Here is a 24,796-nt window from a genome sequence, read left to right on the forward strand (position 1 = left end):
AGGCAAGAGGCGGAACGAAGCCGTTTTCCCTTGAATGCAGCCCATTTCGCTCTTATAAGGCGGCCCATTCCGACAATAAGACGTGAACAGGGGTGCCATGGCTGGCCATTCACAGTTTAAAAACATCATGCATCGCAAGGGCCGTCAGGATGCCGTGCGGTCGAAAATGTTCTCCAAGCTCGCACGCGAAATCACGGTTGCGGCCAAGGCCGGTCTGCCCGACCCTGCGATGAACGCCCGCCTGCGCCTGGCGATCCAGAACGCCAAGGCTCAGTCGATGCCAAAGGACAACATCGACCGCGCCATCAAGAAGGCGGCGGGCGCCGACGGCGAGAATTATGATGAAGTCCGCTACGAAGGCTACGGCCCGGGCGGCACGGCCATCATCGTCGAGGCGCTGACTGACAACCGCAACCGTACTGCCTCGAACGTCCGCTCGATCTTCACGAAGGCCGGCGGTGCCCTCGGTGAAACCGGCTCGGTTTCCTTCTCCTTCGATCACGTCGGCGAGATCACCTACAAGCTTGCCGCTGGCGATGCCGACAAGGTAATGGAAGCCGCGATCGAAGCCGGAGCCGACGACGTCGAAACCGACGAAGAAGGCCACTACATCACAACCGCCTTCGAATCTCTCGGTGAAGTCGCCAAAGCCCTTGAAGGGTCGCTCGGCGAAGCCGAGACCGTTAAGGCGATCTGGCGGGCGCAGAACAATGTGCCCGTCGACGAGGAAAAGGCACAGTCGCTACTAAAGCTCATCGACAGCCTCGAAGATGATGACGACGTTCAGAACGTCTATTCGAACTTTGAAGTCGATGAAGAAGTGTTGGCTAAGCTTTCGGCCTAAGGCCGCCAAGGAATGATCGCTTTAGGCGCCGGCCGGATTGCTCCTGCCGGCGCTTTCGTTTCAGGGACGCTCCTTTTCGGGCGCCAAGCTGGCTTGCGCGGTGAAATTCTTACGGAAAACGGCAAGATCTTCGGCACTGGCATCGGATATCGCCCAGAAGACCAGTCCGCCATTCGACCATTCGCTGATATGGTATCCCTCGCGTTCCGCACTGCCCTGTGCCGTCGCCGCACCCGGCCATATGAACAGATTGATCACGTGGCCGCGGAGCCGGTAGACAAGCGCCGCGACGACCCTTCCGCCGATGTAATCGACCCTGCCCCCGACCAGGGGAAATCCCTGCGCCGCCAGATCGACGACCGGCGGCGAGAAGTCGACCTTGCCGTTGAACCAGGGCTTGACCGTGTGACGATCCGAAGTCGGCACATCAGCCAGATGATCGGCAAGCAATGAGTGGACATGGCTGGCAACGATTTGATCCTCGATATCTACGCCGCGCGGCAGGTTAATGAAAAGGAAGACGCTTGCTGCCAGCGCGGCAAGCGACGGCAGAAGACTCCATTGCCGAATGAATGTGATAATCTGCGCCCAGATGCCGTCTTCAGACATAACCAACTTCTGCGGATGCGCGGCATTCTCCAGCGAAAGGCTGCCAAGAACGCGCGAACGGACCTCTTCCGGCATCCGCCATTTGACCCCGGCTTCGCCGATGACCTCCCGCAGTGCGGTCACCCTTTCCAGCGCAGCGCTACATGAGGCACAGCCGGCAAGATGCTCCTCGAATTGCGCCGAATGAATCGAATCGAGCTCGCCGTCGACCAAACCGTGCAACATGTCGCTCCACTCGGGGCAGCCTTTTTGGCTTTCATCGCTCACGGCGCTACCCCGCCTTTCTCCAAGGTCATCCAGGCCTTGCCGAACTCCTCCCGCGCTCGCGCAAGCCTGGACATAACCGTGCCGATCGGCGCGTCGATAACTTCTGCGATCTGCCGGTAGGAAAGGCCTTCGAGCTCCCGCAGCACCAACACCTCCCGCATCGGGTCGGAAAGATCGCTGATGACCTGCCGCACGCGTTCAGACTCGCTCTTACGGATGACTGAGGTTTCCGGCGTGTCATCGTCGGATGCAATCTGGCAAGTCGCGGAATCCGTGTCGCCGGCCCAGGCATCCTCGGCCATCGGCACCTCGAAACCGGCCTTCTGTCGGCGGTTGAACAGCCAGGCGCGATAGCAGTTCCTGATGATCGAAAACATCCAGGCACGCGGATCGCCGCCGCGATAGCTCTCGAAATTCCGATAGGCGCGCAGAAAGGCTTCCTGTACGATATCGCCCGCGGCATCGGCATCGCGGCTGAGGAAACGAGCAAAATTATAGGCGTTGTCAAGCTGCGGCAGGATGGTTTTCTGAAAGCGCTGCATCGTTTCGGTCGAAGCGGCGGGCGTGCGCACCGCCGCTTCGAGCAGCGGTCGCGTCATTTCCAACGACACGCCAAAAATCGCGGATAGGGCCGCCTGCGTGGCACAGGCTATCGCCCGATCAACGCCCCATGGCGTGTTTCGGTCTTCCAATGAAAGGAAATCCGCGATCTCAGCCTTTGTCATCGTCTTTCCCGGGTCCCACCCACCGCGTCGGACCGCCTGCATACCTTCGGCAAGATAGATCGCACCCATCGTCATTTTATTCCGTCCGGCCGCCGATTTTTTTGCAAGAAACGTTGACGAAAGGCGCGCTCCAAAAAAACTCCCATCGATTTCATCGACTTAGGAGGATTGCCCAACATACCGGGAATAACTGCCGGAGACCCCCGATCTTGTCTGATAGTGGCCGCAGCCAAGCTCTGCCGCCGCTGGCGGATATCACGCGACAAGAGGAGACTTGCGATGTTCACCATGACACGCCGAACCGTTCTCGGCACCGCCGCCGCTGGCGCGGCTTTCGGCCTTGCTTCGAAACTGGAATTCGTTTGGCCGGCCTTTGCCGGAACGCCCGATGAGCCGACCGTCGGATTCTACAGATATAGGGTCGGATCGGTGGAGGTCACCGCCATCTACGACGGTATCTGGCGAAAGCAGCACGACCCGGCCTTCATCAAGAATGCCTCCATCGAAGACACCAAGGAGGCTCTCGCCAAGGCCGGTCTGCCGACCGAGTTCATGCCGATCCCGCTCACCGTCGTCGTTCTCAGCGTGGGAGACCGGCTAATCATGATGGATGCCGGATCAGGTGTCGGCCAATGGCAGGCGAATGCCACGCACCTACCCGCCAACATGGCGGCAGCAGGCATCGACTACAAGAAGATCAACACGATCATGATCTCGCATTTCCATCCGGACCACGTCTGGGGCCTGATGGAGAAAGACACCAACGCGGCCGTTTTTACCGATGCCGAACTGATCGTCAACGCAACGGAGTATAAGTGGTGGACGGAACCAGGCCGCGTCGAAAAGCTCGCCGAAAGTAGGAAGCCTGCCGGCCAGCGCATCGTCAACGTGTTCCCGAAATGGCAGAACTGGAAACTCGTCGAGGACGGCGCTGAGGTAGCGCCCGGCATCCGCATCATGTCGGCACCGGGACATACGCCTGGTCACTCCGTCTATCTGGTCGACGCAGGAAACGAACAGCTGATGGTGTCTGCCGACATCATGTACGTGCCAGCCTTGCTCGCCCCGCACCCGGAATGGCAGGGGGCCTACGACCAGGATGGGTCGATGGCCATCTCGACACGCCGCAAGCTCATCGACCGCGTCATTGCAGACAGGATCGCGATCTGCGGCTCACATTTTCCATTTCCGGGCGCCGGGACGTTCGTCAAGGACGGCAACGCCTACGCCTTCGCCCCCACCAAACAGGCCTGAGAGGCCGAGGAGACTATCGCCATGAAAAGATATATCGCTAACGTCGCCGTTCTGGGCGTCATAGGCTTAGACGCGGTCTTCGCCGCTGGTTCGGCAATCTCGGCACTGACCGCCGTTCCGGCCTTCGCTATCGACAATATCCAATCCACCAATGCGCCAGATCTGACGCAGGCGCGCGCCAAGATCGCTGCTGGGGACTATCAGGGGGCGCGCGACGAGCTTCGCAGACTTGCGGAGAATACACAGCAGGCAGACGTCTACAATCTGCTGGGCTTTACCCTGCGAAAGACCGGCGACTACAGGACCTCGCTGACCTATTACACCAAGGCGCTGGAGCTTGCGCCCGACCACAAGGCGGCCCGGGAGTATCTGGGCGAGCTTTACGTCGAGACCGGCGATATGGCCAAGGCAAACGAGCAGCTCACACGACTGACGACGCTCTGCCCGAACGGCTGCGAAGAGCGCGACGATCTCGCCAAGGCGATCGCCGCAAAGATCGCGCAGACGCCAGGCAATTGATAATCAAAGGGAGCAGGCCCTAGACAGGCGATGTCAGGAACCGGCGCCCCCGAGGAAGGCAAGTCGGGTGAAGATCGTGTAGTGCGACTCGGATGCCATCATTGCCACGAAAACCAGAACGAGCAGCGGCGGGAGCAATATCGCGTAGACGAGCGCCAGCCGCTCCCACGCCATATGCATGAAGATCGCAACGATCAGCCCGGCTTTCAGCATCATAAAGACAATGATGAGCACCCAGCGCAGATATCCTTGAATGCCGAAGTAGTCGACCAGATAGGAGAAAGTGCTGAGAACGAACAGCAACCCCCAGACAACGAGATAGAGTCTGATCGGATGCTGTTGGCCGGAATGTGCTTGTGTCTGCGCCATAATGCAACCTCACCACAGATAGAAGAACGCGAAGATGAAGACCCAGACGAGGTCGACGAAGTGCCAGTAAAGTCCCATGATCTCGACGATCTCATAGTTGCCCTTGCGGCTGGTGAAGAAACCGCGCCTGCCAGTGTCAAAGTCTCCACGCCATACCTTGCGCGCGGTAATCAGCAGGAAGATGACGCCGATGGTCACGTGCGTGCCGTGAAAGCCGGTGATCATGAAGAAGGATGACCCGAACTGCGCCGCACCCCACGGATTTTCCCAGGGGCGAACGCCTTCGGTGATTAGCTTCGTCCACTCGAACGCCTGCATTCCGACGAAGGTGGCACCGAGCGCCGCGGTGAGGAGCATCAAGGCAGCCGTCTTGCCGCGCTCCCGGCGATATCCAAAGTTAACGGCCATGGCCATCGTGCCGCTGCTGCTGATCAGAATGAAGGTCATGATCGCAATCAGGATCAGCGGGATCTCCCGTCCGCCGATGTTGAGCGCAAAGACTTCGCTCGGATTGGGCCATGGAACCGGCGTCGACATACGGGCTGTCATGTAGGCCAGCAGGAAGCAGCCAAAGATGAAGGTGTCGCTGAGGAGGAAGATCCACATCATCGCCTTGCCCCAGGAGACATTCTTGAACGCCCGCTGGTCCGAGGCAAAGTCGGCGGCCACTCCACGCAGGCCGGTGGGCGGCCCCATGGCTACGTCGTCAGTTTCCATTCGGGTCAGTTCAGCCATCGTCCACCCCTTAAGAAACGAGTTGACGGCAGAGGTCGACGAAGTCGTTTGCCCAGCCGGTAAAAAGCGCGAAGAGAAGTAGCCAGACGACGAGCATGAAGTGCCAGTAGGTCGCGCAGAGTTCGATGCCGAGGCGTAGCCTGGCGGACGGAACAGCGCCGCCCGCGAGCAATCTCGCCCGTGTTCGCGCCAGCACCGCAAGCCCGCCCAGAATGTGGAGGCCATGCAGCCCAGTCAGCATGTAAAAAAAGCTGTTTGCCGGGTTATCGGCGAGCACATAACCGGCTGCAACGAGTTGCAGCCAGGCGACGAGCTGCCCCGAGAGAAACAGCACCGCGGTCGCTAGGGCCGAGTCGAGCCCCAGTGGCACATTTTCACTGGCCCCGCGCCGCGCTTGAACAACAGTCCATTGAAGCGCCGCACAGCTGGCAATCAGGACAGCCGTGTTCGCCCAAAGAAGCCGGGGAATGGGAATCGCCCACCAATCGGCGCCTCCCATCCGCGACAGATACGCGCTCGCCAACAGCGAAAAGAGCGCGCCGACCACGGCGAGAAAAATGGCGAGGCCGATCTTGGCAGTGGGGATCGGCGGTTTCGCCGGCCCTCCAATGTCCTCAAGGGTGCCGACCTCCAGCCATGGCTTCGACATCAGCCTCTGCCTGGACAGCCACCAGATGACGATCGAGGCTATTCCTGCGAGGAAGATGAGAACCACGCTCATGCCGGCGCCCTCGAGGCTCCGGCCATTGGCGGTTGGTTCTGGGGTATGTAGTCTTCGGGAGCGCCAGGCACGCTGTAGTCATAGGCCCAGCGATAGACGACGGGGAGGTCCTTGCCCCAGTTACCATGGGAAGGGGGTGTCTGAGGCGTCTGCCATTCGAGGGTCGTTGCCCGCCACGGATTGCCGCCGGCCTCGCGACCATGGAACAGGCTCCAGACGACATTGAACAGGAACACCAGTTGCGCTGCGCCGACGACAAGCGCTGCGACCGAAATGAACATGTTCAGAGTGTGCACCGACGGCGGAATGAAAACCGTGTCGCCAAGCTCGAAGTAACGGCGCGGCACGCCGACCAGCCCAACGTAGTGCATGGGGAAGAAGATTGCATAGGCCCCAACAAACGTAATCCAGAAATGGATCCGTCCGAGAACCTCGTCCAGCATTCGACCGGTAACCTTCGGATACCAGTGATAGATCGCGCCGAAGACCACCATAATGGGTGCCACTCCCATGACCATGTGGAAGTGCGCAACCACGAACATCGTATCGGAGAGCGGCACATCCACCACGACATTGCCAAGGAAGAGCCCGGTCAGTCCGCCATTGACGAAGGTCACGATGAAACCGATGGCAAACAGCATCGGCAGGGTCAGGTGGATATCACCCCGCCACAGCGTCAATACCCAATTATAGACTTTGATCGCCGTCGGCACGGCGATGATCAGTGTTGTGGTGGCGAAGAAGAACCCGAAGTTCGGGTTCATGCCGCTGACATACATGTGGTGTGCCCAAACGACGAAGCTCAGCGCCCCGATGATCACGATTGCCCACACCATCATGCGGTAGCCGAAGATATTCTTGCGCGCATGGGTGCTGATGAGATCGGAGACAATGCCGAATGCCGGAAGCGCGACGATATAAACTTCCGGATGGCCGAAAAACCAGAAGAGATGCTGAAACAAGATCGGGCTACCGCCATCGGATTTCAGCTGTTCCCCCATTTCGACAATCGCAGGCATGAAGAAGCTGGTGCCGAGCAGCCTGTCGAACAACAGCATGACGGCTGCGACGAAAAGTGCAGGGAAAGCAAGCAATGCCATCACGGTCGCGGTGAAAATACCCCAGACAGTCAGCGGCATCCGCATCAGCGTCATGCCCCGTGCCCGTCCCTGCAAGACGGTGACGACATAGTTCAATCCACCCATCGTGAAGCCGATGATGAAGATGATCAGCGAAGACAGCATCAGGATGATGCCCCAGTCGCGCCCGCCCGGTGTGCCTGATGTCAATGCCTGCGGCGGGTAAAGCGTCCAGCCGGCACCCGTCGGCCCGCCAGGCGCGAAAAAGCCCGAGACAAGCACGATGACGGCCAGCAAATAGAGCCAGTAGCTCAGCATGTTCGCATAGGGGAACACCATGTCGCGCGCGCCGACCATCAGCGGGATGAGGTAGTTGCCGAAGCCGCCGAGGAAGAGCGCGGTCAGCAGATAGATTACCATGATCATCCCGTGCATGGTGATGAACTGATAGTAGTGATCGGCGTCGATGAAGGAAAAATAGCCGGGGAAGCCAAGCTGAAGCCGTATCAGCCACGACAAGACCAGCGCCACGAAGCCGATCGCGAACGCCGTCATTGAATATTGGATAGCAATGACCTTCGCATCCTGACTGAAGACATATTTCGTCCACCAGCTCTTGGGATGATAGAGTTCGACATCCGCCACTTCGGCAGGCGGGATAACGTCGCCCGCACTGGTTGGAATATCAACCATCGCATGCCTTCCTTCCTCCTCCCATCACGGCCGCTCCCCCGGCCGTAACGCCGGTCTACCTGGCCGGTTCAACTGCTGCCATCAGCTGCGAGAACGTCTGTTGCTGCGAAAGCCACGTCTGATAGGCGTCTGCCTCATCGACCACGACTGTTCCTCGCATCTGTGGATGCCCAACCCCGCAGAGCTCCGCGCAAAGCACTTCGAACGTGCCCGTGCGTGTCGGCGTGAACCAAAAATAGGTGACCGAACCGGGGATCATATCCATCTTCGCCCGGAACTCGGGAACATAGAAATCATGCAGCACATCGACCGAGCGCAGGTGGACGCGAACTGGCTTGCCGACCGGCAAATGGAGTTCAGCCCCTGAAATGATGATGTCGTCGAGCCCTGCCGGATCGTTCCTGATCACGCCGAGCGGATTGTCGGCGGAGACTGCGCGATTATCGGCCCTGCCGAGCCGGCCATCGGCGCCTGGCAGCCGGAAGTTCCACAGCCACTGCTGACCGACGACTTCGATTTCGGCAGCGTCCGCCGGAACGGTCACGAACTGGTGCCACACGACGAGACCAGGTGCCAGCATTGCCCCCACGCCGAGCGCCGTACCGCCGGCAAGCCACCACTCGAGCCGCTTATTCTCCGGCTCGTATGCTGCTTTGTTGCCGGGGCGATGGCGGAAACGAGAAATGCAGTAAGCCATGAAGGAGATCACCGCCACGAAGACGATACCGGTGATCCAGAACGTAATGATGATGGTGTTGTCGATGTAGGTCCAGTTGGAGGCAATCGGAGTCCACCACCACGGGCTGAGCAGATGGAAGGCCACCGAGCCGACAACGATCAAAACGAGAACCAGCACGACAGCCATGCGTTCCTCCCAAGTCCCCCACCGGCTGCTAAATTACCCGCAATCCGTCGGCACTTACGTTAGGACTATCTCACAAACAAGACATCACGGCAATGGCGCGAGATCAACCTCACCTGCCGCCCTACGAGGTGTTAATAAGCTGATTTTATTTCGAGAACTGCTTGAGATACGCAATCAGATTGGTGATCTCACCATCGTCCTTTAGGCCGACGAACGCCATCTTCGTTCCCTTTACTTTCAACTTTGGGTCGTGAAGATAATCGCGGAGCGTCGCCTCATCCCAGACCAAGCCGGCTGCGCCCGCAGCCTTCATCGCCGGCGAATACGCAAAATCCGGATGTGTCCCGGCTGTCCGACCGAATAGGTGATTGAGTGACGGTCCAACCTTGTTCTTGTCGGTATCTGCAATGTGACAGACGGCGCACTTCTTGAATACAGTTTCGCCGGCGGCCACATCGCCCTCCTGGGCGATGGCCGCCGGGACGGGAAGACAGATCAGTGAAACTAAACCAGCAAAAGCAGGGTAACGCATAGCAAGCCTCATCCTCCGACGGTTGCTCGAAACCAGACGTACGCCGGTTGCGGCGTGCGCCGTCCACCACACTGTCTCGTCGCGATGCCCACAAACGACATGCGTGATCAAGCAAAGCTATGGCTCGGCGGCATTAAGTCAATTCGCACAAATGGCTAGGGGTGTCGAACCCGTGGGTTTACGGTATCAGGCCGCGACGCGGAGGAAATTCCCGAGCCCTGCAAAAAGCTCGACCGATTTCAATCTCGCTTCGGTGTCGTGTATCGGCATCGAGATGATAACCTCGTCGGCTCCCGTCTCCGCCAGGAACGCCGAAAGTTTTGCTTCGGCCGTCTTCTGGGAACCGACGACCGCGTAGCGCAAGGTATGTTCCACCGTCAGTTTTTCCATCGGTGACCAGAAGCTCTCCATATCCTTGACCGGGCGGGGAAATTGACCGCGCACGTTGCGGCGTAGATTGACGAACTGTTGCTGTGCGGAGGTGAAATGATACTGCGCCTCTTCGTCCGTAGCGGCGACAGATCCCATGACGCCGACCATGACGTACGGCTTGTCGAGCACGCCGGATGGCTCGAAGCGGCTGCGATAGATGTCGATTGCATCGAAGAGCGAATCCGGCGCGAAGTGCGAGGCGAAGGCATAGGGCAGTCCAAGCATCGCAGCGAGTTGCGCGCTGTAGAGACTGGAACCTAGCAGCCAGATCGGCACGTTGGAATTCATGCCCGGGACCGCAAGGATCGCCTGGCTCTCGACCGGCGCGCCGAGCAGCTGGCGCAATTCTACCACGTCGTTCGGAAAGCTCTGTGCCCCGGCATCCAAATTGCGCCGCAACGCCTGTGCCGTCCGCATGTCGGTGCCTGGCGCCCGGCCAAGACCGAGATCGACCCGCCCCGGAAACAATGCTTCCAGTGTTCCGAACTGTTCGGCAATGACCAGCGGCGAGTGGTTCGGCAGCATGATGCCGCCCGAGCCTATACGGATACGCTTGGTCGCCGCACCGACATGGCCGATCACCACCGCCGTCGCCGCACTGGCAATCCCCGGCATGCCATGATGTTCCGCCAGCCAGAAGCGGTTATACCCGAATTCTTCGGCCCTCTGCGCCATGCGCGCCGAACTCTCGAGGGACTGACGGATCGTGCCGCCTTCTGGAACAGGAGAAAGATCGAGAATGGAGAAGGGAACCATGGCGAAGCCTGTCAGTGGTTGGAAGGACAGGTTTATGTAGGTGTGAGCTCCGGGCATTCCAAACGAGCCGGAAAAGAAAGGGCCGGTCTCCCGGCCCTTCGTTCATCCTCTGGTCGTTTGTTCAAGCCCGACGGCGCAGGACGTGCACTTCAGCACTCAGATGCTCCGGTGTCAGCGTGAAGTTTGCAAGCTGTCGGTCCATTTCGACCGCCTCGGCGGCAAGCCGGTGGATCGCCGCGGTGGTTTCCTCGACCATGGCCGCGTTTTGCTGGGTCATCGCATCGAGTTCGGAAACGGCTGAGTTGATCTGACGCAGCGTGTCCGCCTCCTCACGGGTGGTTTCCATGATCTCCGTGATCTGACCGTTGATCGCCTCGACATGGCTGCCGATCCCGGTCAGCGCGTCGCCCGCGCGCTCGACAAGGGAGACACCCATTTCCACCTCATGCGTGGACTTCTGCAGCAGGCTCGCGATCTCTTTTGCAGCGCTTGATGAACGCTGCGCCAGTTCGCGCACTTCCATGGCGACGACGGCAAAGCCCTTGCCGGATTCGCCTGCGCGCGCTGCCTCCACGCCGGCATTGAGCGCCAGCAGGTTGGTCTGGAAGGCAATCGAATCGATGACGCTGATGATCGAGTTGATCTGGCGAGATGAAGCCTGGATCGCTTCCATTGCAGCAATCGTCTCGCGCATGATCTGGCTGGAGCCTGTCGTGTCGCGCTTGGCGTCGCGGGCGATGCGCTCTGCATGTTCTGCGCGCTCGATCTGAAGACGAATCGACTGGGTGATCGCATCGATTGCATTTGCAGTCTCGGTAATCGAAGCAGCCTGACGCTCGGTGCGACCGGCAAGCTCGTCGGCACCGGTGCGCATTTCCTCGGAACCCGCGCGCACGGCCATGGAATTGCCGCCGATCGCCGTCATTGTTTCGCTGAGAGCCGCCAGCGCTTCGTTGAAGTTGATGCGAAGGCCCTCGAGTTCGCTCGGGAAGCGGGTCGTGATCTGATAGGCAAGATCGCCATTGGCCAGATGGTGCAGCCCCTTGTCGATCGCTTGAACGACCTCCTGCAGGGTCCGGGCCTCCGCCTCGCGCTCGGCCATATGCTGCTGGCGATCCCGTTCCGCGCGCGCCCGCGTTTCATTGCTCGCGGCTTCCAGCTCGCGGCTTTCGACCAGCGACTGCTTGAACCGTGCCAATGCCTTGGCCATTGTGCCGATTTCGTCGCCGCGGTTCTGGCTGCCGATCTCGACGTCCAGCTTGCCGTCGGCAACATCGCGGGTAACGCCGGCAAGACGCGCAAGTGGCGAGAACAACAGCTTGGTGATCATCCAGGTCGCCGCTGCCATGACGATCAGAACACCAAATGCGATCATCGTCAGCAGAGTTGCGATTTCGATCGAGCCGGCGTTGAGCTCGCTGAGGCGTACGCTTTCTACGACGAGGAAGCGGGAGCCCTGGTAGTCGACGCCACGGACATAGGCTCGCGCCGAGCCATCGGCGCGATCGAAGTCGTCGACCGTCATGCCCTTTGACGACAGCGCGTCTTTTGCGAAGGTGAAAGGTGCGGTATTGAGCTGAACGAGCTGGCCGGGCGTGTTCACGCCGATCGCAGTGCCGTCATCCGAGATGATTGCCGCCTGCGCCGTGCTGCCTGCCACGATGCCCTTCGTGAGAATGCTCGCGATCATGTTGTCACGCACCTTGAAGAGCATCACGCCCTTCGCGGCACCGAGCTTGACGATCGGCACGGCATAGAAGATTGCCGACCTGCCGCTCGCTGCATCGACGCGAAGACCGGAAAAGCCCGTCGGTGCGGAATCGTCCGTCGCCTTAGCAGTGTTTGCGATCGCCGCGGCGAAGGCGAGACCGGCGCCGGTTGACTTCCATGGATCGCTCTTCAAGTTTTCGGCGAAATCGTCGTTCTTCTTGTAGGAGTAGAGGACGTTGCCGTCGAGATCGGCAATCAGCAGGTCACTGAAGGCCGTATTCTCGAGGTCACGGGCGACCTCGCTCTGCGTCGTCTCATGGTTGGAGTAGTAGAAGCCGCTTGGCGTCTGCGGCTTCACCAGCTTCTCGCGCTGATCGGCCGGATTGGGATTGTTGGTGATGAACGCCTTCTTCAATTCGGCACGAGCGTCGCCTGACGTCTTCTCGATCGTCTTCCAGCCACTTTTCAGGCTCGTGATCGACATCTGCAGCGCTTCAATGCGCGCAATCGAATTCGCCTGGTTTTCCAGCTGCTCAAGCTGATCCTGCAGCATGTCGCCGCGGAAGATCAGGACGCTCTCCTTCGCCTTCAACGCCTGCTCGCCCGAAATGCGACTGCTGGCGAAGTAGGCGAGGACATTGATGACCGCGATCGACAGTGCGGTGAGCAGGATGAATGTGGCAATGACCTTGAAGGACAGGGACTGAAATCTCTGAACCATGAACGACGAAACCCTTCCGGAACGGCACTACCGGTGGGACGCAGAACGCCATGCCGGCTGACCTGTAAGCAGAACACGGGAGCCTTGCCTCCTTGAGAAGGGAGCTCCTCTGACATTTTATGGATCAAAAGTCGGCTACGGAGCTTAAATTGGCGTAAACAGCCCCACTGAAAAACAACGTGTGTTTTTGTTTTGTTCACTTATCGATGGCAGTTATTTGACGAGTGCAATAGAGTGAAGCATGCAAAATACGATTCGCATTATCGGCGTCGACCCGGGCCTGCGCCGCACAGGCTGGGGAATTATCGACACGCTCGGCAATTCCTTGCGCTTCGTCGCCTCCGGCACGGTCACTTCGGACGGCGACATGGACCTGGCCTCGCGCCTTTGCCAACTGCATGATGGCTTGGCGGATGTCGTGCACAGCTACAAACCGGATGAGGCTGCGGTCGAACAGACATTCGTGAACAAGGATGCCGTAGCGACCCTGAAACTCGGCCAGGCCCGCGGCGTTGCCATGCTGGTCCCCGCCCGCGCCGGATTGCCGGTCGCAGAATATGCGCCGAATGCCGTCAAGAAGGCAGTCATCGGCGTCGGCCACGGCGAAAAGCGGCAGATCCACATGATGCTGAAGATCCTGATGCCGAAGGTTGAGTTCAAGGGCGACGACGCAGCCGATGCGCTGGCGATTGCCATCTGCCATGCGCACAACCGGGGCAGCAACCGTATGCGGCAGACAGCGCTTGCCGGCTAATCTTCACTGACAACCCACCGAACGGACCATTTGCATGATTGGCAAGCTTAAAGGCACCATCGAAGAAATCGGCGACGATTACGTCCTCGTCGATGTCCACGGCGTCTGCTACGTCGCCTTCTGCTCGGCGCGCACCCTGTCTCGCCTCGGCTCGGTGGGTGAAGCCTGTGTGCTCTTCATCGAAACCTATGTTCGCGAGGATCAGTTGAAGCTCTTCGGCTTCATGACCGCGCTCGAGAGGGAGTGGTTCATCCTCCTGCAAAGCGTTCAAGGGGTCGGCGCGAAGGTGGCGCTAGCCGTGCTTTCGACCCTGCCTCCGAGCGAACTGGCGAACGCCATCGCACTGCAGGATCGCACGGCGGTCGCCCGCGCCCAGGGTGTTGGACCCAAGGTTGCCGTGCGCATCGTCACCGAACTGAAGAATAAGGCGCCGGCCTTCGCAGGAGAAGCGTCAGGCACCATCGGCCTCAAGCAGGAACTGGGCGAAGGCGTCGCGGCTGCGCCGGTTGCGGATGCGGTTTCCGCGCTGACGAACCTCGGTTATTCCCGCGATCAGGCAGCCAATGCCGTTGCAGCCGCGATGAAGATCGCCGGGGACGGCGCTGACAGCGCCAAGCTCATCCGCCTTGGGTTGAAGGAATTGGCCCGCTGATCCAGTCGCCCGGCGGGTGCCAAAAGCCTCTGGCTTGGTGTATTGGTCACGAGCGTTTGAAGATTAGGATATGCCAGCATGAGTGAAGCCGCGCGCCTGATATCGGCAGAGAAACGAGGCGAAGACCTGGATGTGACGCTGCGGCCGCAATCGCTGGACGAATTCACCGGCCAGGCGGAAGCGCGCGCAAACCTGAAGGTTTTCATCGAGGCCGCAAAAAACCGTGGCGAGGCACTCGACCACGTCCTTTTCGTCGGCCCGCCCGGCCTAGGCAAAACGACGCTGGCGCAGATTATGGCGAAGGAACTTGGCGTCAACTTCCGCTCGACCTCCGGCCCGGTCATCGCCAAGGCGGGTGATCTCGCGGCCCTACTGACCAATCTTGAAGAGCGAGACGTGCTCTTCATCGACGAAATCCACCGGCTCAACCCGGCAGTCGAGGAAATCCTCTACCCTGCAATGGAGGACTTCCAGCTCGACCTCATCATCGGCGAGGGCCCTGCCGCGCGCTCGGTCAAGATCGACCTGTCTAAGTTCACGCTCGTCGCCGCAACAACGCGCCTTGGCCTACTGACCACGCCGCTGCGCGACCGTTTCGGCATTCCCGTCCGCCTGAGCTTCTACACCGTCGAGGAACTGGAACTGATCGTTCGTCGCGGCGCGCGCCTGATGAACCTTCCTATGACGGACGAGGGTGCGCGGGAAATCGCCCGACGCGCCCGCGGCACGCCGCGTATCGCCGGCCGCTTGCTGCGCCGTGTGCGTGATTTCGCGGAAGTGGCCAAGGCCGAAGCTGTTACCCGCGAAATTGCCGATGAGGCGCTGACCCGCCTGCTCGTCGACAACATGGGTCTTGATCAGCTCGACAAGCGATATCTCAACATGATCGCGGTCAATTTCGGCGGTGGCCCGGTCGGTATAGAAACCATCGCCGCAGGGCTCTCCGAACCGCGCGATGCGATCGAGGACATTATCGAGCCCTATATGATCCAGCAGGGCTTCATCCAGCGCACCCCACGCGGTCGCGTCCTGACTGCAACGGCCTGGAAGCACCTCGGCATGCAGCCCCCGAAGGACCTGGAGGCGGCACAGTTTCGCTTGTTCCAGGAAGACGACTGACGCTTGGGGGCGGTCCGTCAAGAACAGCGGAGTTTTCTGATGCCGACGTTCGACCCCTGCAGAACAGCTCGCAAGCTTGCCTACAACAATGCGCTTGCGAACCACCGGTTGCATGAGACTTGCGCAAGATTGATGCCGGGCGAGTTCGAGGCTGCGCGGGTAAGCTTCTTTCCGTCGATCAAGGCAACGCTCAACCACATTCTGACGGTCGACTGGTTTTACGTCGATGCGCTGGAAGGCGGTACGCTTGGGCCTGCGGCCTGGGATAATGAGGAGCCATTCGACGACATCATCGCGCTTGCTGCAGAGCAGGCCAAAGTCGATCGCCGGCTGATGGTACTGTGCGAAGCAGCCACTCCGGAAAAATTAGCATCGACGACCGAGATCCATCGTGGGGAGCGCGTCCAGCGCGAGCGGATGGAGGACGTATTGAACCATCTCTTCCAGCATCAGACACATCATCGCGGCCAGGTTCACGCGATGCTGGCCGGAACGAGCGTGCCGCCGCCACAGCTCGACGAATTCATCGTCGCAGACGACGGCCCCTTCCGGAGCAGCGATATCGCGGCTCTCGGCTGGAGTGAAGACTATTTGATGCGCTGACCTCTGACGGAACGATGCTCCCTAGTCCTGAAGCCGCGCCTTCAACCCGTCGATGATCGTCTTGCTCAGGAGCTCATAGTTCTCGTCGAAGTGGTGGTCGCCGGCAAGAGCGATTACATCAACACCGCTGTCCTTGAGATCGGGACAAGCCACCTCGTCGTCGTCCTCCTTCCCATAAATGCACTGGACAATCTTCGGATCAACTTTCTTAAGGTCTTCGACCGGGTCACCACCGGCACCTTCCGTCTTCTGGCCGAGCCAACCCATGACGGAGATCTGGTAATCGACCTCATGCGAGAGGGACAGGAGCGACATCTGGGCCACTGCACCTTTCGCGGCCGGTTTCAACCGAGAAAAGGCAGCAGGCACGACATCGGCACCGAAGGAATAGCCGACGAGCAATACGTGCTTCACCTTCCACTGCTTGCGATAGAGTTCAATAATCTTGCCGAGATCGTCCGCGGTCTGCTGTGGCTCCCGTTGCGACCAGAAATAATGCAGCGAGTCGATGCCGACGACAGGGACGCCCTGCTTCTGAAGGGAGGCACCGACCTCCTTGTCGATGTCGCGCCAGCCGCCATCGCCCGAGTAAATGATCGCCATCGTATCAAAGGCCGGCTTGGCATCCAGAATGGTGAGCGGCAAGCCGAGCGGATTGTCGGCGCTGCCGGAGGCCACGATCAGGTCGGAGAGCGTGTCGTCGAGCGTCGTCTGGGCATCGTCCCCGGAATCGCGGACATCGATAGCGGAATGCTGTTTCTTAAGTTCCTCGACATGGGCGCGCCCGTCCTTGTTGGCGGAGGCCGTGAACGAGGCGATGATCGGATCCGGCAGCGATGTGTCGCTGAGCCCGTAGATCATGCGATCGCCAACTGTTTGCTTCTTCGCCGGCGTACAGAGCTCTTTGGTTAGCGGGATGCCGGCAACCGGATCGACCACCAGCGTCTGTCCAATCGTGGCATCCGGCGTCTGCGCCGCAATAGCCAATGCTAGCGCGCCGCCCTCGCCGATACCAGCAACGATCGGCAGATGATATGCGCTGTTGCCCGCTGCGCGCTGGACCTGCTGGCTCAGCGATTCAATATCGGAGACCATATAGATGCAACCGTCATTCTGGCTGACGTCGTAGTTCCTGAGTACATCCATGTAGGAACGAAAGTCGATACCGATGACGACGGCTCCCTGTTCGACGAGCCGGTCTGCCTCTGCCTTCTCGTTGTCGCCCCAGCCGGAGCCGTCTGATATCAGCACGACCGCGCCTTTTACATCACCATCGGGCAGAAAGATGTGCGGTGAAGGGATGAGCCCGGTCTCGAAGCTCTGTGTCGTCTCGGTGGCTGCCATTGCCGCCGGAATGCACAATGACAGAGCGCAGACGGCTGCAAGAAGGTGTCTTTTCATCATTTCCTCACTACGCCTCTCAATCCGCCGCCAATCAGGAATGTTGCGTCCATCAAAGCGAGCATCGGATTGCCTCCACCCGAAACCGCAAGATATCGCGGATGCCATTGCGGATGGAATTTTGATTTGAAGGCCCTAAGGCCCTTGAAGTTATAAAATCGCTCGCCGTGCTCGAAGACGGTGCTGCCGATGCGATCCCATACCGGCGCCATCTCGCGCTTCGACATGCCCGAGAGCGGCGCCATCCCGAGATTGAAATGCGAGAAGCCTTGGTCGCGCAGGTATTCCATAATCTGGACGAAAAGGAAGTCCATCGACCCTTTTGGTGCATCCGGCGAGAAACGCATCAGATCGATGGTCCCCTCGTCCTTCGTCGCCGTGATCAGGATGTTGGCGAAGGCGACAATCTGACCTTCACGCTTCAGGATACCAACCGGCTGGGAAACGATATAGTCAGGATCGAACGCGCCGAGCGAGAAGCCCTTCTCCTTGGCATTGTGGTCCTCGAGCCAAGCATCTGAAACTGTGGCAAGCTCATCCATCGCGGCGGGAACGTCTTCCGGCGCGATAACCTCGAACTCAAGGCCATCACGCTGCGCACGGCTCGCGGTTTGCCGAAGGTTTGCCCACTTGCCGCCCTTCATCTCGAAAGTCTTCAGATCGACGACAGCAAGCTCTCCCAGTTTGAATGCCCGCAGTCCCGCGTCGGCACAGTGGGAAAGAAGCGCCGGCGAGATCTGATAAAAGACCGCGCGGCATCCCGCTGCGCGCGCAGACTCCACGAAACGCCAAACGAGCTCTGGAACGGCGCTGCGCTCGCCAATCGGATCGAAGAGAGCGATCCATGAACGCCCCTGCCTTCCGTACATGATGAAGGCGTCACTCTTCTCGGAGAACATGATGCTCTTGTCGCCCATCCGCACAAGATTGGCGTCGGCAAAGCGCTGCTTCTCAACGATTTTGACCGCCCGCTCCAGCGCATCTGTCGACGCAGGCTCCGGTTTGACTGCCACCGGGCGAAGCAGGCTGAAGATCGCAATCGCCGAGGAAATGATAGAGAGGCCGAGCACGGCGCGAAGACCACGCGGCGCTTCGCCGGCGAATTCGAACTGCCACCAAAGCTCTCTGCTGTACTCCACATCGCGATAGACGAAGAGCAGGATCACGATCGCCCCGACGCAGATGACGGCTATAGCCGTCAGCCACGAGGCGGTCAGTGTCTGGTTGAGAAGAGACGCATGTCTGCGGAACAAGCGGCGGCTGACGAAGAGGCCGAAGATCAGGAAGCCGAGGAAACATGCCTCGACCAGCGCGATTGCTTTCAGCAACGACAAGGTCAGTGCCGCCGCCGCCGACAAGATCGACACCCACCAGGCACCATCGAGCTTTTGGCCTAGACCGCGTGCGGCAACGACCAACGCTAGGCCGAGCAGGCTCGACAGGAAATGCGCGCCCTCGACGATCGGCAGCGGCAGGTAGTTCGCGAGAAACTGGAGGTTCTGGTCCGGCGTCGGCGTCACGCTCGAAAAGACCAGCATGACGCCGAGAAGCAGCGACAGCGTCGAGAGCAATTGCGGCATCAACCGGATGCCGATCCGCCGGATGCCAGACGCAACCGGGTGATCAGCGAACCGGCGAAGCTCGGTCGCCGACACGGCAAGGACGGCGATTAGCAGCGGCAGAACGTGATAGATCAGGCGATAGAGCACGAGCGAGCCAAGCACCGCATCGATGTTCACGGCACTGCCAAGCGAAGCGATGATGACCGTCTCGAACACGCCGAGACCCGCTGGCACATGGCTCAAGACTCCGAGGCCGACAGCGATCGCATAGACCGCTAGGAATACCGGCCAACTGATCGCCGCCTGAGGCAGCAAGACATAAAGGACAGTCGCCGAGGCGGCGATGTCGAAGGCGGTCACCAGGAACTGACGCGACCAGGTGCGCGAGTCCGGCAGGCGGACTTCGACCGGACCAAGATGGATCGCGTGCCCTTCACGCCCAATGAACATGATGACGCCCAGGCCGGCGATGACCGCTCCGGCCAACAGCCGCAGGGTAACGCTACCAACATCAATAAGTGGCGCAATCTCATCGGCGATGATCAGGAGCGCGATCGCCGCGACTCCTGCAAGCCCGAGCCCGAACGACAGCGTCACGAAGGCAATGACCCGCCCAATCTCCTCGGGTGTCAGGCCAAGGCGTGAATAGGCGCGATAACGAATTGCTCCGCCGCTGAGCGCACCAAAGCCCGCTGTGTTGCCAACGGCATAGGCGCTGAAGGCAGTCAGCGCCACCTGCGGAAACGGCAGCTTGCGGCCGACATACTCGATGGCATTGACGTCATAGAAAACAAGGGCCAGGAAGCTCAGGCCCGTAAAGACCAGCGCCAGCAGGATTGAGCTGACCTTCGTATCGGCCAGGGCCTGCACGACGTCCTCGTAACGCACTTCGTTCGTGAGCTGTACAATTGCAAAGCCAACAAGACAGAAAAGCGCAAGGGTCGCCAATGCCGTCAGGAGCGCGCGATAGCGTCTGAATAATCCACGCACCGAGGATTCGTCGGCGTCTTCTATCTCTTCTAACTTGGCGTGTCCCGACATCTCGTACCGTCGCAATATTCCAGTTTGGTGGGAATCATGTCCGAAACACGTAACACGCGCGGTACGCAAGCTCTATGAATGCCTGCCCGCCCCTGACCCGCCATTCTCGCCTGCTTCATCCCCAATTGGGGCAAATTTGGCGCAGGAGGCGCCCGCGCACATTGCAATTTCGTAACGTTGACAGGGCGAGGGTCGCAACAAAAGGACTGCGCTGGTCGGCTCGATCCGACAAAAAGGACCCAGAACGCTACGCCGCGGGCTCATCCGAACTGGGGCGTTGCGAGAGCTGGCGGGCGAGGACAGCACGCGTCTCAGCCTCGTGCCCTTCGCTTGAAACCTGCACAGTCGGTACAGCGAACTCGATGCCGTTTTCCTTGAAGGCGGTGCGGATCATCGCCAATGCATTGCGCCGGATGACGAACTGTTCGCCGGGCTTGGTCATCATTGCCAGCCGGATGACAATCGCGAAGTCGCCAAACTGTTCCACCCCTTTCATCTTCAGAGTTTCGATGATGTGCGGGCTGTATTCGGGATTGTCCAGCAACTGCTGCCCGATCTGTTTGATCACCTTCTTCACCTTCACGAGGTCAGTGTCGTAGGTCACGTTGAGGGTGATTTTGTCGATAGTCCAGTCTCGGTTGAGGTTCTTGACCGCGCCAAGTTCGCCGAACGGCACTGTCGTCAGAGGCCCGCGATGATGCCGCAGCCGCACCGACCGCAAGCTGAATGCCTCGACGACGCCCTTGTGGCTGCCGCTCTCGATATATTCGCCCACACGAAAGGCATCATCCCAAAGATAGAACATCCCGCTGATGACGTCCTTGACGATTGTCTGCGCTCCGAAGCCGACCGCAACGCCAACCACGCCGGCGCCGGCGATCAGCGGACCGATCTCTACGCCGAGGCCCGACAGCACCATCAAAACAGCAATAACCGCAATGACGACGGCGAGAATATTGCGGAAGATCGGCAACAAGGTCTGCAGGCGGGCACGGCCGGCTCTTTCCTCGTCTGTGAGCGCACCTTCAATGCGGGAATCATCGAGCTTGCCATTGATGTAAGCACGTGCCAGGTGCCACAACAGATCGGCTGCCAACAGGATGACGATGCCGCCGATCGCGCCGCGAGCGAGGCGGTCGATCATGGTTTGTCCCGCCGCCATCCGGTCGGCCACGAGCCCGATCATGCGTCCGAACCAGAAGGCGGCGGCCGCGATGATGAGGGCACGAACGCCTCGGTCGAGCAGAGCAGTCGCGATCCGGCGCCCGGCGAGAAAGCCTGCCTCTGCCTGATGCAAGGAACGAACGGCCAATGTTGCGACGGAGAGTGCGCGTGGCAAAAGCACGGCGTAGATCCCGAGCCACAGCAACAAATTGAACCCGGAAACCCAGAGAATCCAAAGCACAGCGAAATAAAACGTCAGCCCCCACGAAACGGTGATGCTGCGATGCTCGCCTTCGTCGAGCGGGCGATGCCAGACCGCTTCCACCGCGATAGCAAACAATCCGATACCGAGAATGTAGGCGACGAAGTAGCGTGCTCCCTCGGAAAAGCCGAGAGGTAGCATCAATTGGATAGCCGCCCAGCCGAATGCGAAGTAGATCACGAAAAGCGCGCAACGCCGGAACCAGAAAAGTGCCCGAGCTCGTGATATCTGGCGCTCGCCATCCCCGCTCGGCAAGGTCACAAGGGCGACCAGGAGGCGCCCCAGGGCGCCGGTAAACCGAGCAACAATGAGCGCGATCGCAATCGCGATCGCCATGGATCGGGTAATCGGTGGCCAGCTGAAAGCAAGCAAGGGTACCAGTGTCGCCATGGCAAACACGATTGCCGGAACAATGCGATAAAGGAGGTTTGCTGTCGCGTGATGGGAAACGGTGACGACGTCGTCGTCACTCGTTCGCAGTCGCGGCTTCGGTACGAGGAGACGGAACAGCAACTCGACAACCGCTCCAGTCAGAAAGAGAGCAATAACCTCAGTTGTAATTAGTATCCAACCGGTTGGCGCGACATCACGTTCGACGATATTAGAAGCGGACTCGACTTGGCCAGGAAGCTCGATCGCGGCATCGGAGACCATTTCGACATGGCGTCGTGCGTGATCGACGAGCTCGGACAGGGCCGACATTTCGCCGGCCTCTGCCTGCGCTGCAGCCGGCGTGGCCTTCATTTGCATGGCCATCCACTCTTTCACCTGCGGCGTCTGCATCAGCTCGAGCATCTGGCGGACTTCGGCTGGCGGTTGAGAGGCCGTGGCCGCCGTGGGAGAGGCTGAAGGCGGGTTCGCGGTTTGGGCGATACCCGCCCCTGCAACAGCAAGGACAAACATTATCGATGTCAGCAGCCGCATCATCCCACGTGCGCCGATTACAAGACCCATCTTCCTTGCCCCCAATGCAATCTCTCGACAATATACCGTGCTGTCTAAAAGAAAATCCCGCACAGATGGCGCTGTGCGGGCCCTGAAAAAAAGCAAAGGGGTGCAGCCTACCCCTTCGGCTTTTCGACGTGCCCGCCGAAGCCCGCACGCATCGCCGAGAGCACCTTGTTGGCGAACTCGTCGTTGTCGCGCGATGAGAAACGTCCGTGAAGCGCCGCACTCAGCACCGGCGTCGGTACACTCTCATCGATGGCCGCCATGATCGTCCAACGTCCCTCGCCCGAGTCGGAAACGCGGCCAGCATACTTGGTGAGGACCGGATCGGCATGAAGAGCATCGGCAGTTAAATCGAGCAGCCAGGAAGTGATCACGCTCCCGCGACGCCACACTTCGGCAATATCAGACAAATTGAAATCGTAGCGATAGTGTTCCGGATGCGCCAAAGGTGCGGTTTCGGCATCGACCTCGTGCGTCGCCGCACCGATATTGGCATGCTTCAGAATGTTCAGCCCCTCGGCATAGGCGGCCATCAGGCCATACTCGATGCCGTTATGAACCATCTTGACGAAGTGCCCGGCGCCGTGCGGACCGCAGTGGAGATACCCTTGTTCCGCCGTGCTTTGCGCAGGCGCGTCGCGACCCGCGGAAGGAGCAATCTCTCCCTGCCCCGGCGCAAGGGACGCAAAGATCGGCGACAGGGACTGGACGATCCCTTTCTCGCCCCCGATCATCAGGCAATAGCCGCGCTCCAGGCCGAAGACACCGCCGCTAGTACCGACATCGATATAATGAATGCCCTTGCTGATGAGCTCTGCGCCACGGCGGATGTCGTCGTGATAGTATGAGTTGCCGCCGTCAATGATGATGTCGTCATCGTTCAGCAACGGCACGATCTGGGCGATAACCTTGTCCGTGATCGCCGCCGGCAGCATCAACCAGACAGCGCGCGGGCGCGACAGCTTTAAGACAAACTCCTCAAGCGAAGCAGTCCCGACAGCGCCCTTGCCGACAAGATCGGCGACGCTTTCGGGCTTCGCGTCGTAAACGACACATTCATGGCCATCGCGCATCAATCGCTGGACCATGTAGTTGCCCATGCGGCCCAAACCCACCATGCCAAGCTGCATCTCAACTCTCCTGGAATTAAACCTATGTGATCCCTGGAAACTAGCACTCGCAATATAGCAAGCAAGAGAAGTCTCCATCACGTTCGAGGCAATCGATAGGCATTGTTGCCAGCAAACGGGGAAATCGCAGTTAGGAGAAAGTTTTCAGTGGACCTCCGGAAGCCTCCACCCCAGGACCGTCGTGCATGCAGCACGCAGTTTGCAGTGTGCCAAGGCTTCGGTCCGCCCTTCGCCTCTTGCACCGGCACATCTATGGGGGCCAGTACAGGGGCACGTAAGAACGTATGAGCGCTAAGCTCCGGGGCTGGCGTGGAAATCGGAATGTAAAGAATTGAGAAAACAGCAGACGGAAGGATCGATCGTTCCACTGCCGTGAGTCTTTTCAAACTACAATAGAATAGTGCGGTCCACGACAACCGATGGATGTTTACGATCCTGGGCGCCTACAAACGTAGGTGGGCACCGTGTGTCCAGGCCCACGAGCCTGGTCAGGGACAGCTCCCTTTGGATCGAGTATGGCCCCAGGGATTGTGGTTCCTGTCGAGAGGCGCAGACCGCACTCTGCTATATAAGGCTGATTTTGGCGACACGCCAGAGGGCGGGCTAAGCCGCCCGCATTTAATTGAGTTCGGCGGGCGCACGGCCGTTCAGCTTGTCGGTGATACCGCGGATACGGCTGGTCACCTCGCCGAGGGCCGCCGCAAGACTTTCCTCGGTACGGGCATTCGCAGCGAGAACGGTATCGCTGGTATTCCGCAATGTCTCGAGCTCGGCTTCGAGACCGGCGACACGGCGCGTTAGTTCCGAAATCTCGTCCATGACCATGATGCCTGCCATGACGGTGATCCGGAGGTCGCCGATTTCGCCGAACTGGCCCTTGAGATGACCAACGTAATTGTCGAAGCGCGTCGCGAGATCGGTCAGGTGATCTTCCTGTCCTTCCTCGCAGGCCATGCGATAGGCCTTGCCGTCGATCGTTACCGTTACCTGCGCCATGTGCCGCGCCTTTCTACCGGTCCAGAACCGCGCGGATCGTCTCCATGGCCGTTACCAGCCGCCGCGAGACCTCGCGATTGACTTCCTCGAGCCGGTTCGCACGGAATTCGGCCTGGTCCAGTTCTTGGGCAAGCTTCGAGCGGTCGGCGTGAATTCGGCGAACCTCGCCTTCGATTTCGCCCTGCTCCCGCTGGTGCTCGATGCGCATCTCGACTGCATTCTCTAGCCCCGAGATCGCTTGCCTGAGCTGGTTGAGTGCTGCTTCAATTTTGCCTGTAGGCGTCATGTCTCTTCCGGTTCCCCGCACAAGACCCGCGAATCGGCGCACGA

Annotated in this window: 23 protein-coding genes and 1 other RNA gene; 7 read left to right on the top strand and 17 right to left on the bottom strand. The window is 59.7% G+C overall.

Features of this window, described 5'->3' with window-relative positions:
* Window positions 1-97 precede the first annotated feature (97 nt).
* The gene (locus BN77_RS00500) at window positions 98-844 is read left to right on the top strand and encodes a YebC/PmpR family DNA-binding transcriptional regulator (RefSeq protein WP_040676565.1); all 747 of its coding nucleotides are present in this window, start codon (window positions 98-100) and stop codon (window positions 842-844) included.
* Window positions 845-904: 60 nt separating this feature from the next.
* Here the strand turns inward: BN77_RS00500 and BN77_RS00505 are convergent, their stop codons facing one another.
* Both BN77_RS00505 and BN77_RS00510 read right to left on the bottom strand, forming a co-directional pair.
* The gene (locus BN77_RS00505; protein WP_040676568.1) at window positions 905-1,720 is read right to left on the bottom strand and encodes an anti-sigma factor family protein; all 816 of its coding nucleotides are present in this window, start codon (window positions 1,718-1,720) and stop codon (window positions 905-907) included.
* The gene (locus tag BN77_RS00510; protein WP_007527332.1) at window positions 1,717-2,514 is read right to left on the bottom strand and encodes a sigma-70 family RNA polymerase sigma factor; all 798 of its coding nucleotides are present in this window, start codon (window positions 2,512-2,514) and stop codon (window positions 1,717-1,719) included. Before BN77_RS00510 ends, BN77_RS00505 begins: the two co-directional genes overlap by 4 nt.
* Before the next feature lie 210 nt (window positions 2,515-2,724).
* On the opposite strand from BN77_RS00510, the gene BN77_RS00515 reads away from it, so the two are divergent.
* On the top strand, window positions 2,725-3,699 hold the full coding sequence (locus BN77_RS00515) for an MBL fold metallo-hydrolase (protein ID WP_007527334.1): 975 nt from the start codon (window positions 2,725-2,727) through the stop codon (window positions 3,697-3,699).
* Between the two features lie 21 nt (window positions 3,700-3,720).
* Window positions 3,721-4,218, top strand: a complete 498-nt coding sequence (locus BN77_RS00520) for a tetratricopeptide repeat protein (protein ID WP_007527337.1) — start codon at window positions 3,721-3,723, stop codon at window positions 4,216-4,218.
* Window positions 4,219-4,251: 33 nt separating this feature from the next.
* Here the strand turns inward: BN77_RS00520 and BN77_RS00525 are convergent, their stop codons facing one another.
* The 8 genes from BN77_RS00525 to BN77_RS00560 form a co-directional block, all read right to left on the bottom strand.
* A complete protein-coding gene (locus BN77_RS00525; protein ID WP_007527339.1) occupies window positions 4,252-4,587 on the bottom strand; it encodes a cytochrome C oxidase subunit IV family protein in 336 nt (111 codons plus the stop codon).
* A gap of 9 nt (window positions 4,588-4,596) precedes the next feature.
* Window positions 4,597-5,322 (bottom strand): heme-copper oxidase subunit III family protein, encoded by a 726-nt coding sequence (locus tag BN77_RS00530; protein ID WP_007527341.1) that lies wholly within the window; start codon window positions 5,320-5,322, stop codon window positions 4,597-4,599.
* A 10-nt stretch (window positions 5,323-5,332) separates the two neighbouring features.
* A complete protein-coding gene (locus BN77_RS00535; protein WP_007527343.1) occupies window positions 5,333-6,043 on the bottom strand; it encodes a cytochrome c oxidase subunit 3 in 711 nt (236 codons plus the stop codon).
* On the bottom strand, window positions 6,040-7,815 hold the full coding sequence (gene ctaD, locus BN77_RS00540; protein ID WP_007527345.1) for a cytochrome c oxidase subunit I: 1,776 nt from the start codon (window positions 7,813-7,815) through the stop codon (window positions 6,040-6,042). Before ctaD ends, BN77_RS00535 begins: the two co-directional genes overlap by 4 nt.
* A 55-nt stretch (window positions 7,816-7,870) precedes the next feature.
* Window positions 7,871-8,680 carry a cytochrome c oxidase subunit II gene (locus tag BN77_RS00545; protein WP_007527347.1) on the bottom strand — a complete coding sequence of 270 codons (810 nt, stop codon included), beginning with the start codon at window positions 8,678-8,680 and terminating at the stop codon, window positions 7,871-7,873.
* 145 nt (window positions 8,681-8,825) lie between these two features.
* Window positions 8,826-9,212 (bottom strand): c-type cytochrome, encoded by a 387-nt coding sequence (locus BN77_RS00550; RefSeq protein WP_007527349.1) that lies wholly within the window; start codon window positions 9,210-9,212, stop codon window positions 8,826-8,828.
* A 186-nt stretch (window positions 9,213-9,398) separates the two neighbouring features.
* On the bottom strand, window positions 9,399-10,400 hold the full coding sequence (locus BN77_RS00555; protein WP_040677486.1) for an LLM class flavin-dependent oxidoreductase: 1,002 nt from the start codon (window positions 10,398-10,400) through the stop codon (window positions 9,399-9,401).
* Window positions 10,401-10,521: 121 nt separating this feature from the next.
* Window positions 10,522-12,831: a methyl-accepting chemotaxis protein gene (locus BN77_RS00560; protein ID WP_007527354.1), complete on the bottom strand. Its 2,310-nt coding sequence runs from the start codon at window positions 12,829-12,831 to the stop codon at window positions 10,522-10,524.
* A gap of 241 nt (window positions 12,832-13,072) precedes the next feature.
* On the opposite strand from BN77_RS00560, the gene ruvC reads away from it, so the two are divergent.
* The 4 genes from ruvC (at window position 13,073) to BN77_RS00580 (ending at window position 15,959) form a co-directional block, all read left to right on the top strand.
* Complete coding sequence (gene ruvC / locus BN77_RS00565) at window positions 13,073-13,585, top strand: crossover junction endodeoxyribonuclease RuvC (protein WP_007527356.1); 513 nt, start codon at window positions 13,073-13,075, stop codon at window positions 13,583-13,585.
* 34 nt (window positions 13,586-13,619) lie between these two features.
* A complete protein-coding gene (gene ruvA / locus BN77_RS00570) occupies window positions 13,620-14,237 on the top strand; it encodes a Holliday junction branch migration protein RuvA (RefSeq protein ID WP_007527358.1) in 618 nt (205 codons plus the stop codon).
* A 78-nt stretch (window positions 14,238-14,315) separates the two neighbouring features.
* The gene (gene ruvB / locus BN77_RS00575) at window positions 14,316-15,356 is read left to right on the top strand and encodes a Holliday junction branch migration DNA helicase RuvB (RefSeq protein WP_007527359.1); all 1,041 of its coding nucleotides are present in this window, start codon (window positions 14,316-14,318) and stop codon (window positions 15,354-15,356) included.
* 39 nt (window positions 15,357-15,395) lie between these two features.
* Window positions 15,396-15,959 (top strand): DinB family protein, encoded by a 564-nt coding sequence (locus tag BN77_RS00580; RefSeq protein WP_007527361.1) that lies wholly within the window; start codon window positions 15,396-15,398, stop codon window positions 15,957-15,959.
* A gap of 21 nt (window positions 15,960-15,980) precedes the next feature.
* On the opposite strand, the gene BN77_RS00585 is transcribed toward BN77_RS00580, so the two are convergent.
* From BN77_RS00585 to BN77_RS00610, 7 genes are all read right to left on the bottom strand, one after another.
* A complete protein-coding gene (locus BN77_RS00585) occupies window positions 15,981-17,363 on the bottom strand; it encodes a virulence factor family protein (RefSeq protein ID WP_007527363.1) in 1,383 nt (460 codons plus the stop codon).
* Window positions 17,360-19,963 (bottom strand): bifunctional lysylphosphatidylglycerol flippase/synthetase MprF, encoded by a 2,604-nt coding sequence (mprF, locus tag BN77_RS00590; protein ID WP_007527364.1) that lies wholly within the window; start codon window positions 19,961-19,963, stop codon window positions 17,360-17,362. The genes BN77_RS00585 and mprF overlap by 4 nt, the downstream gene beginning before the upstream one ends.
* 247 nt (window positions 19,964-20,210) lie before the next feature.
* Window positions 20,211-22,343 carry a mechanosensitive ion channel family protein gene (locus BN77_RS00595; RefSeq protein ID WP_007527367.1) on the bottom strand — a complete coding sequence of 711 codons (2,133 nt, stop codon included), beginning with the start codon at window positions 22,341-22,343 and terminating at the stop codon, window positions 20,211-20,213.
* Window positions 22,344-22,450: 107 nt separating this feature from the next.
* On the bottom strand, window positions 22,451-23,470 hold the full coding sequence (gene gnd / locus BN77_RS00600) for a phosphogluconate dehydrogenase (NAD(+)-dependent, decarboxylating) (RefSeq protein WP_007527369.1): 1,020 nt from the start codon (window positions 23,468-23,470) through the stop codon (window positions 22,451-22,453).
* Window positions 23,471-23,870: 400 nt separating this feature from the next.
* Window positions 23,871-24,029, bottom strand: a non-coding RNA gene (gene ssrS, locus BN77_RS31785) — 6S RNA.
* A gap of 59 nt (window positions 24,030-24,088) precedes the next feature.
* A complete protein-coding gene (locus BN77_RS00605) occupies window positions 24,089-24,466 on the bottom strand; it encodes a cell division protein ZapA (protein WP_007527373.1) in 378 nt (125 codons plus the stop codon).
* A 13-nt stretch (window positions 24,467-24,479) separates the two neighbouring features.
* Window positions 24,480-24,752 carry a DUF4164 domain-containing protein gene (locus BN77_RS00610; RefSeq protein WP_007527375.1) on the bottom strand — a complete coding sequence of 91 codons (273 nt, stop codon included), beginning with the start codon at window positions 24,750-24,752 and terminating at the stop codon, window positions 24,480-24,482.
* Between the last annotated feature and the right edge of the window lie 44 nt (window positions 24,753-24,796).

This window comes from Rhizobium mesoamericanum STM3625, from assembly GCF_000312665.1.
GTDB lineage: Bacteria > Pseudomonadota > Alphaproteobacteria > Rhizobiales > Rhizobiaceae > Rhizobium > Rhizobium mesoamericanum.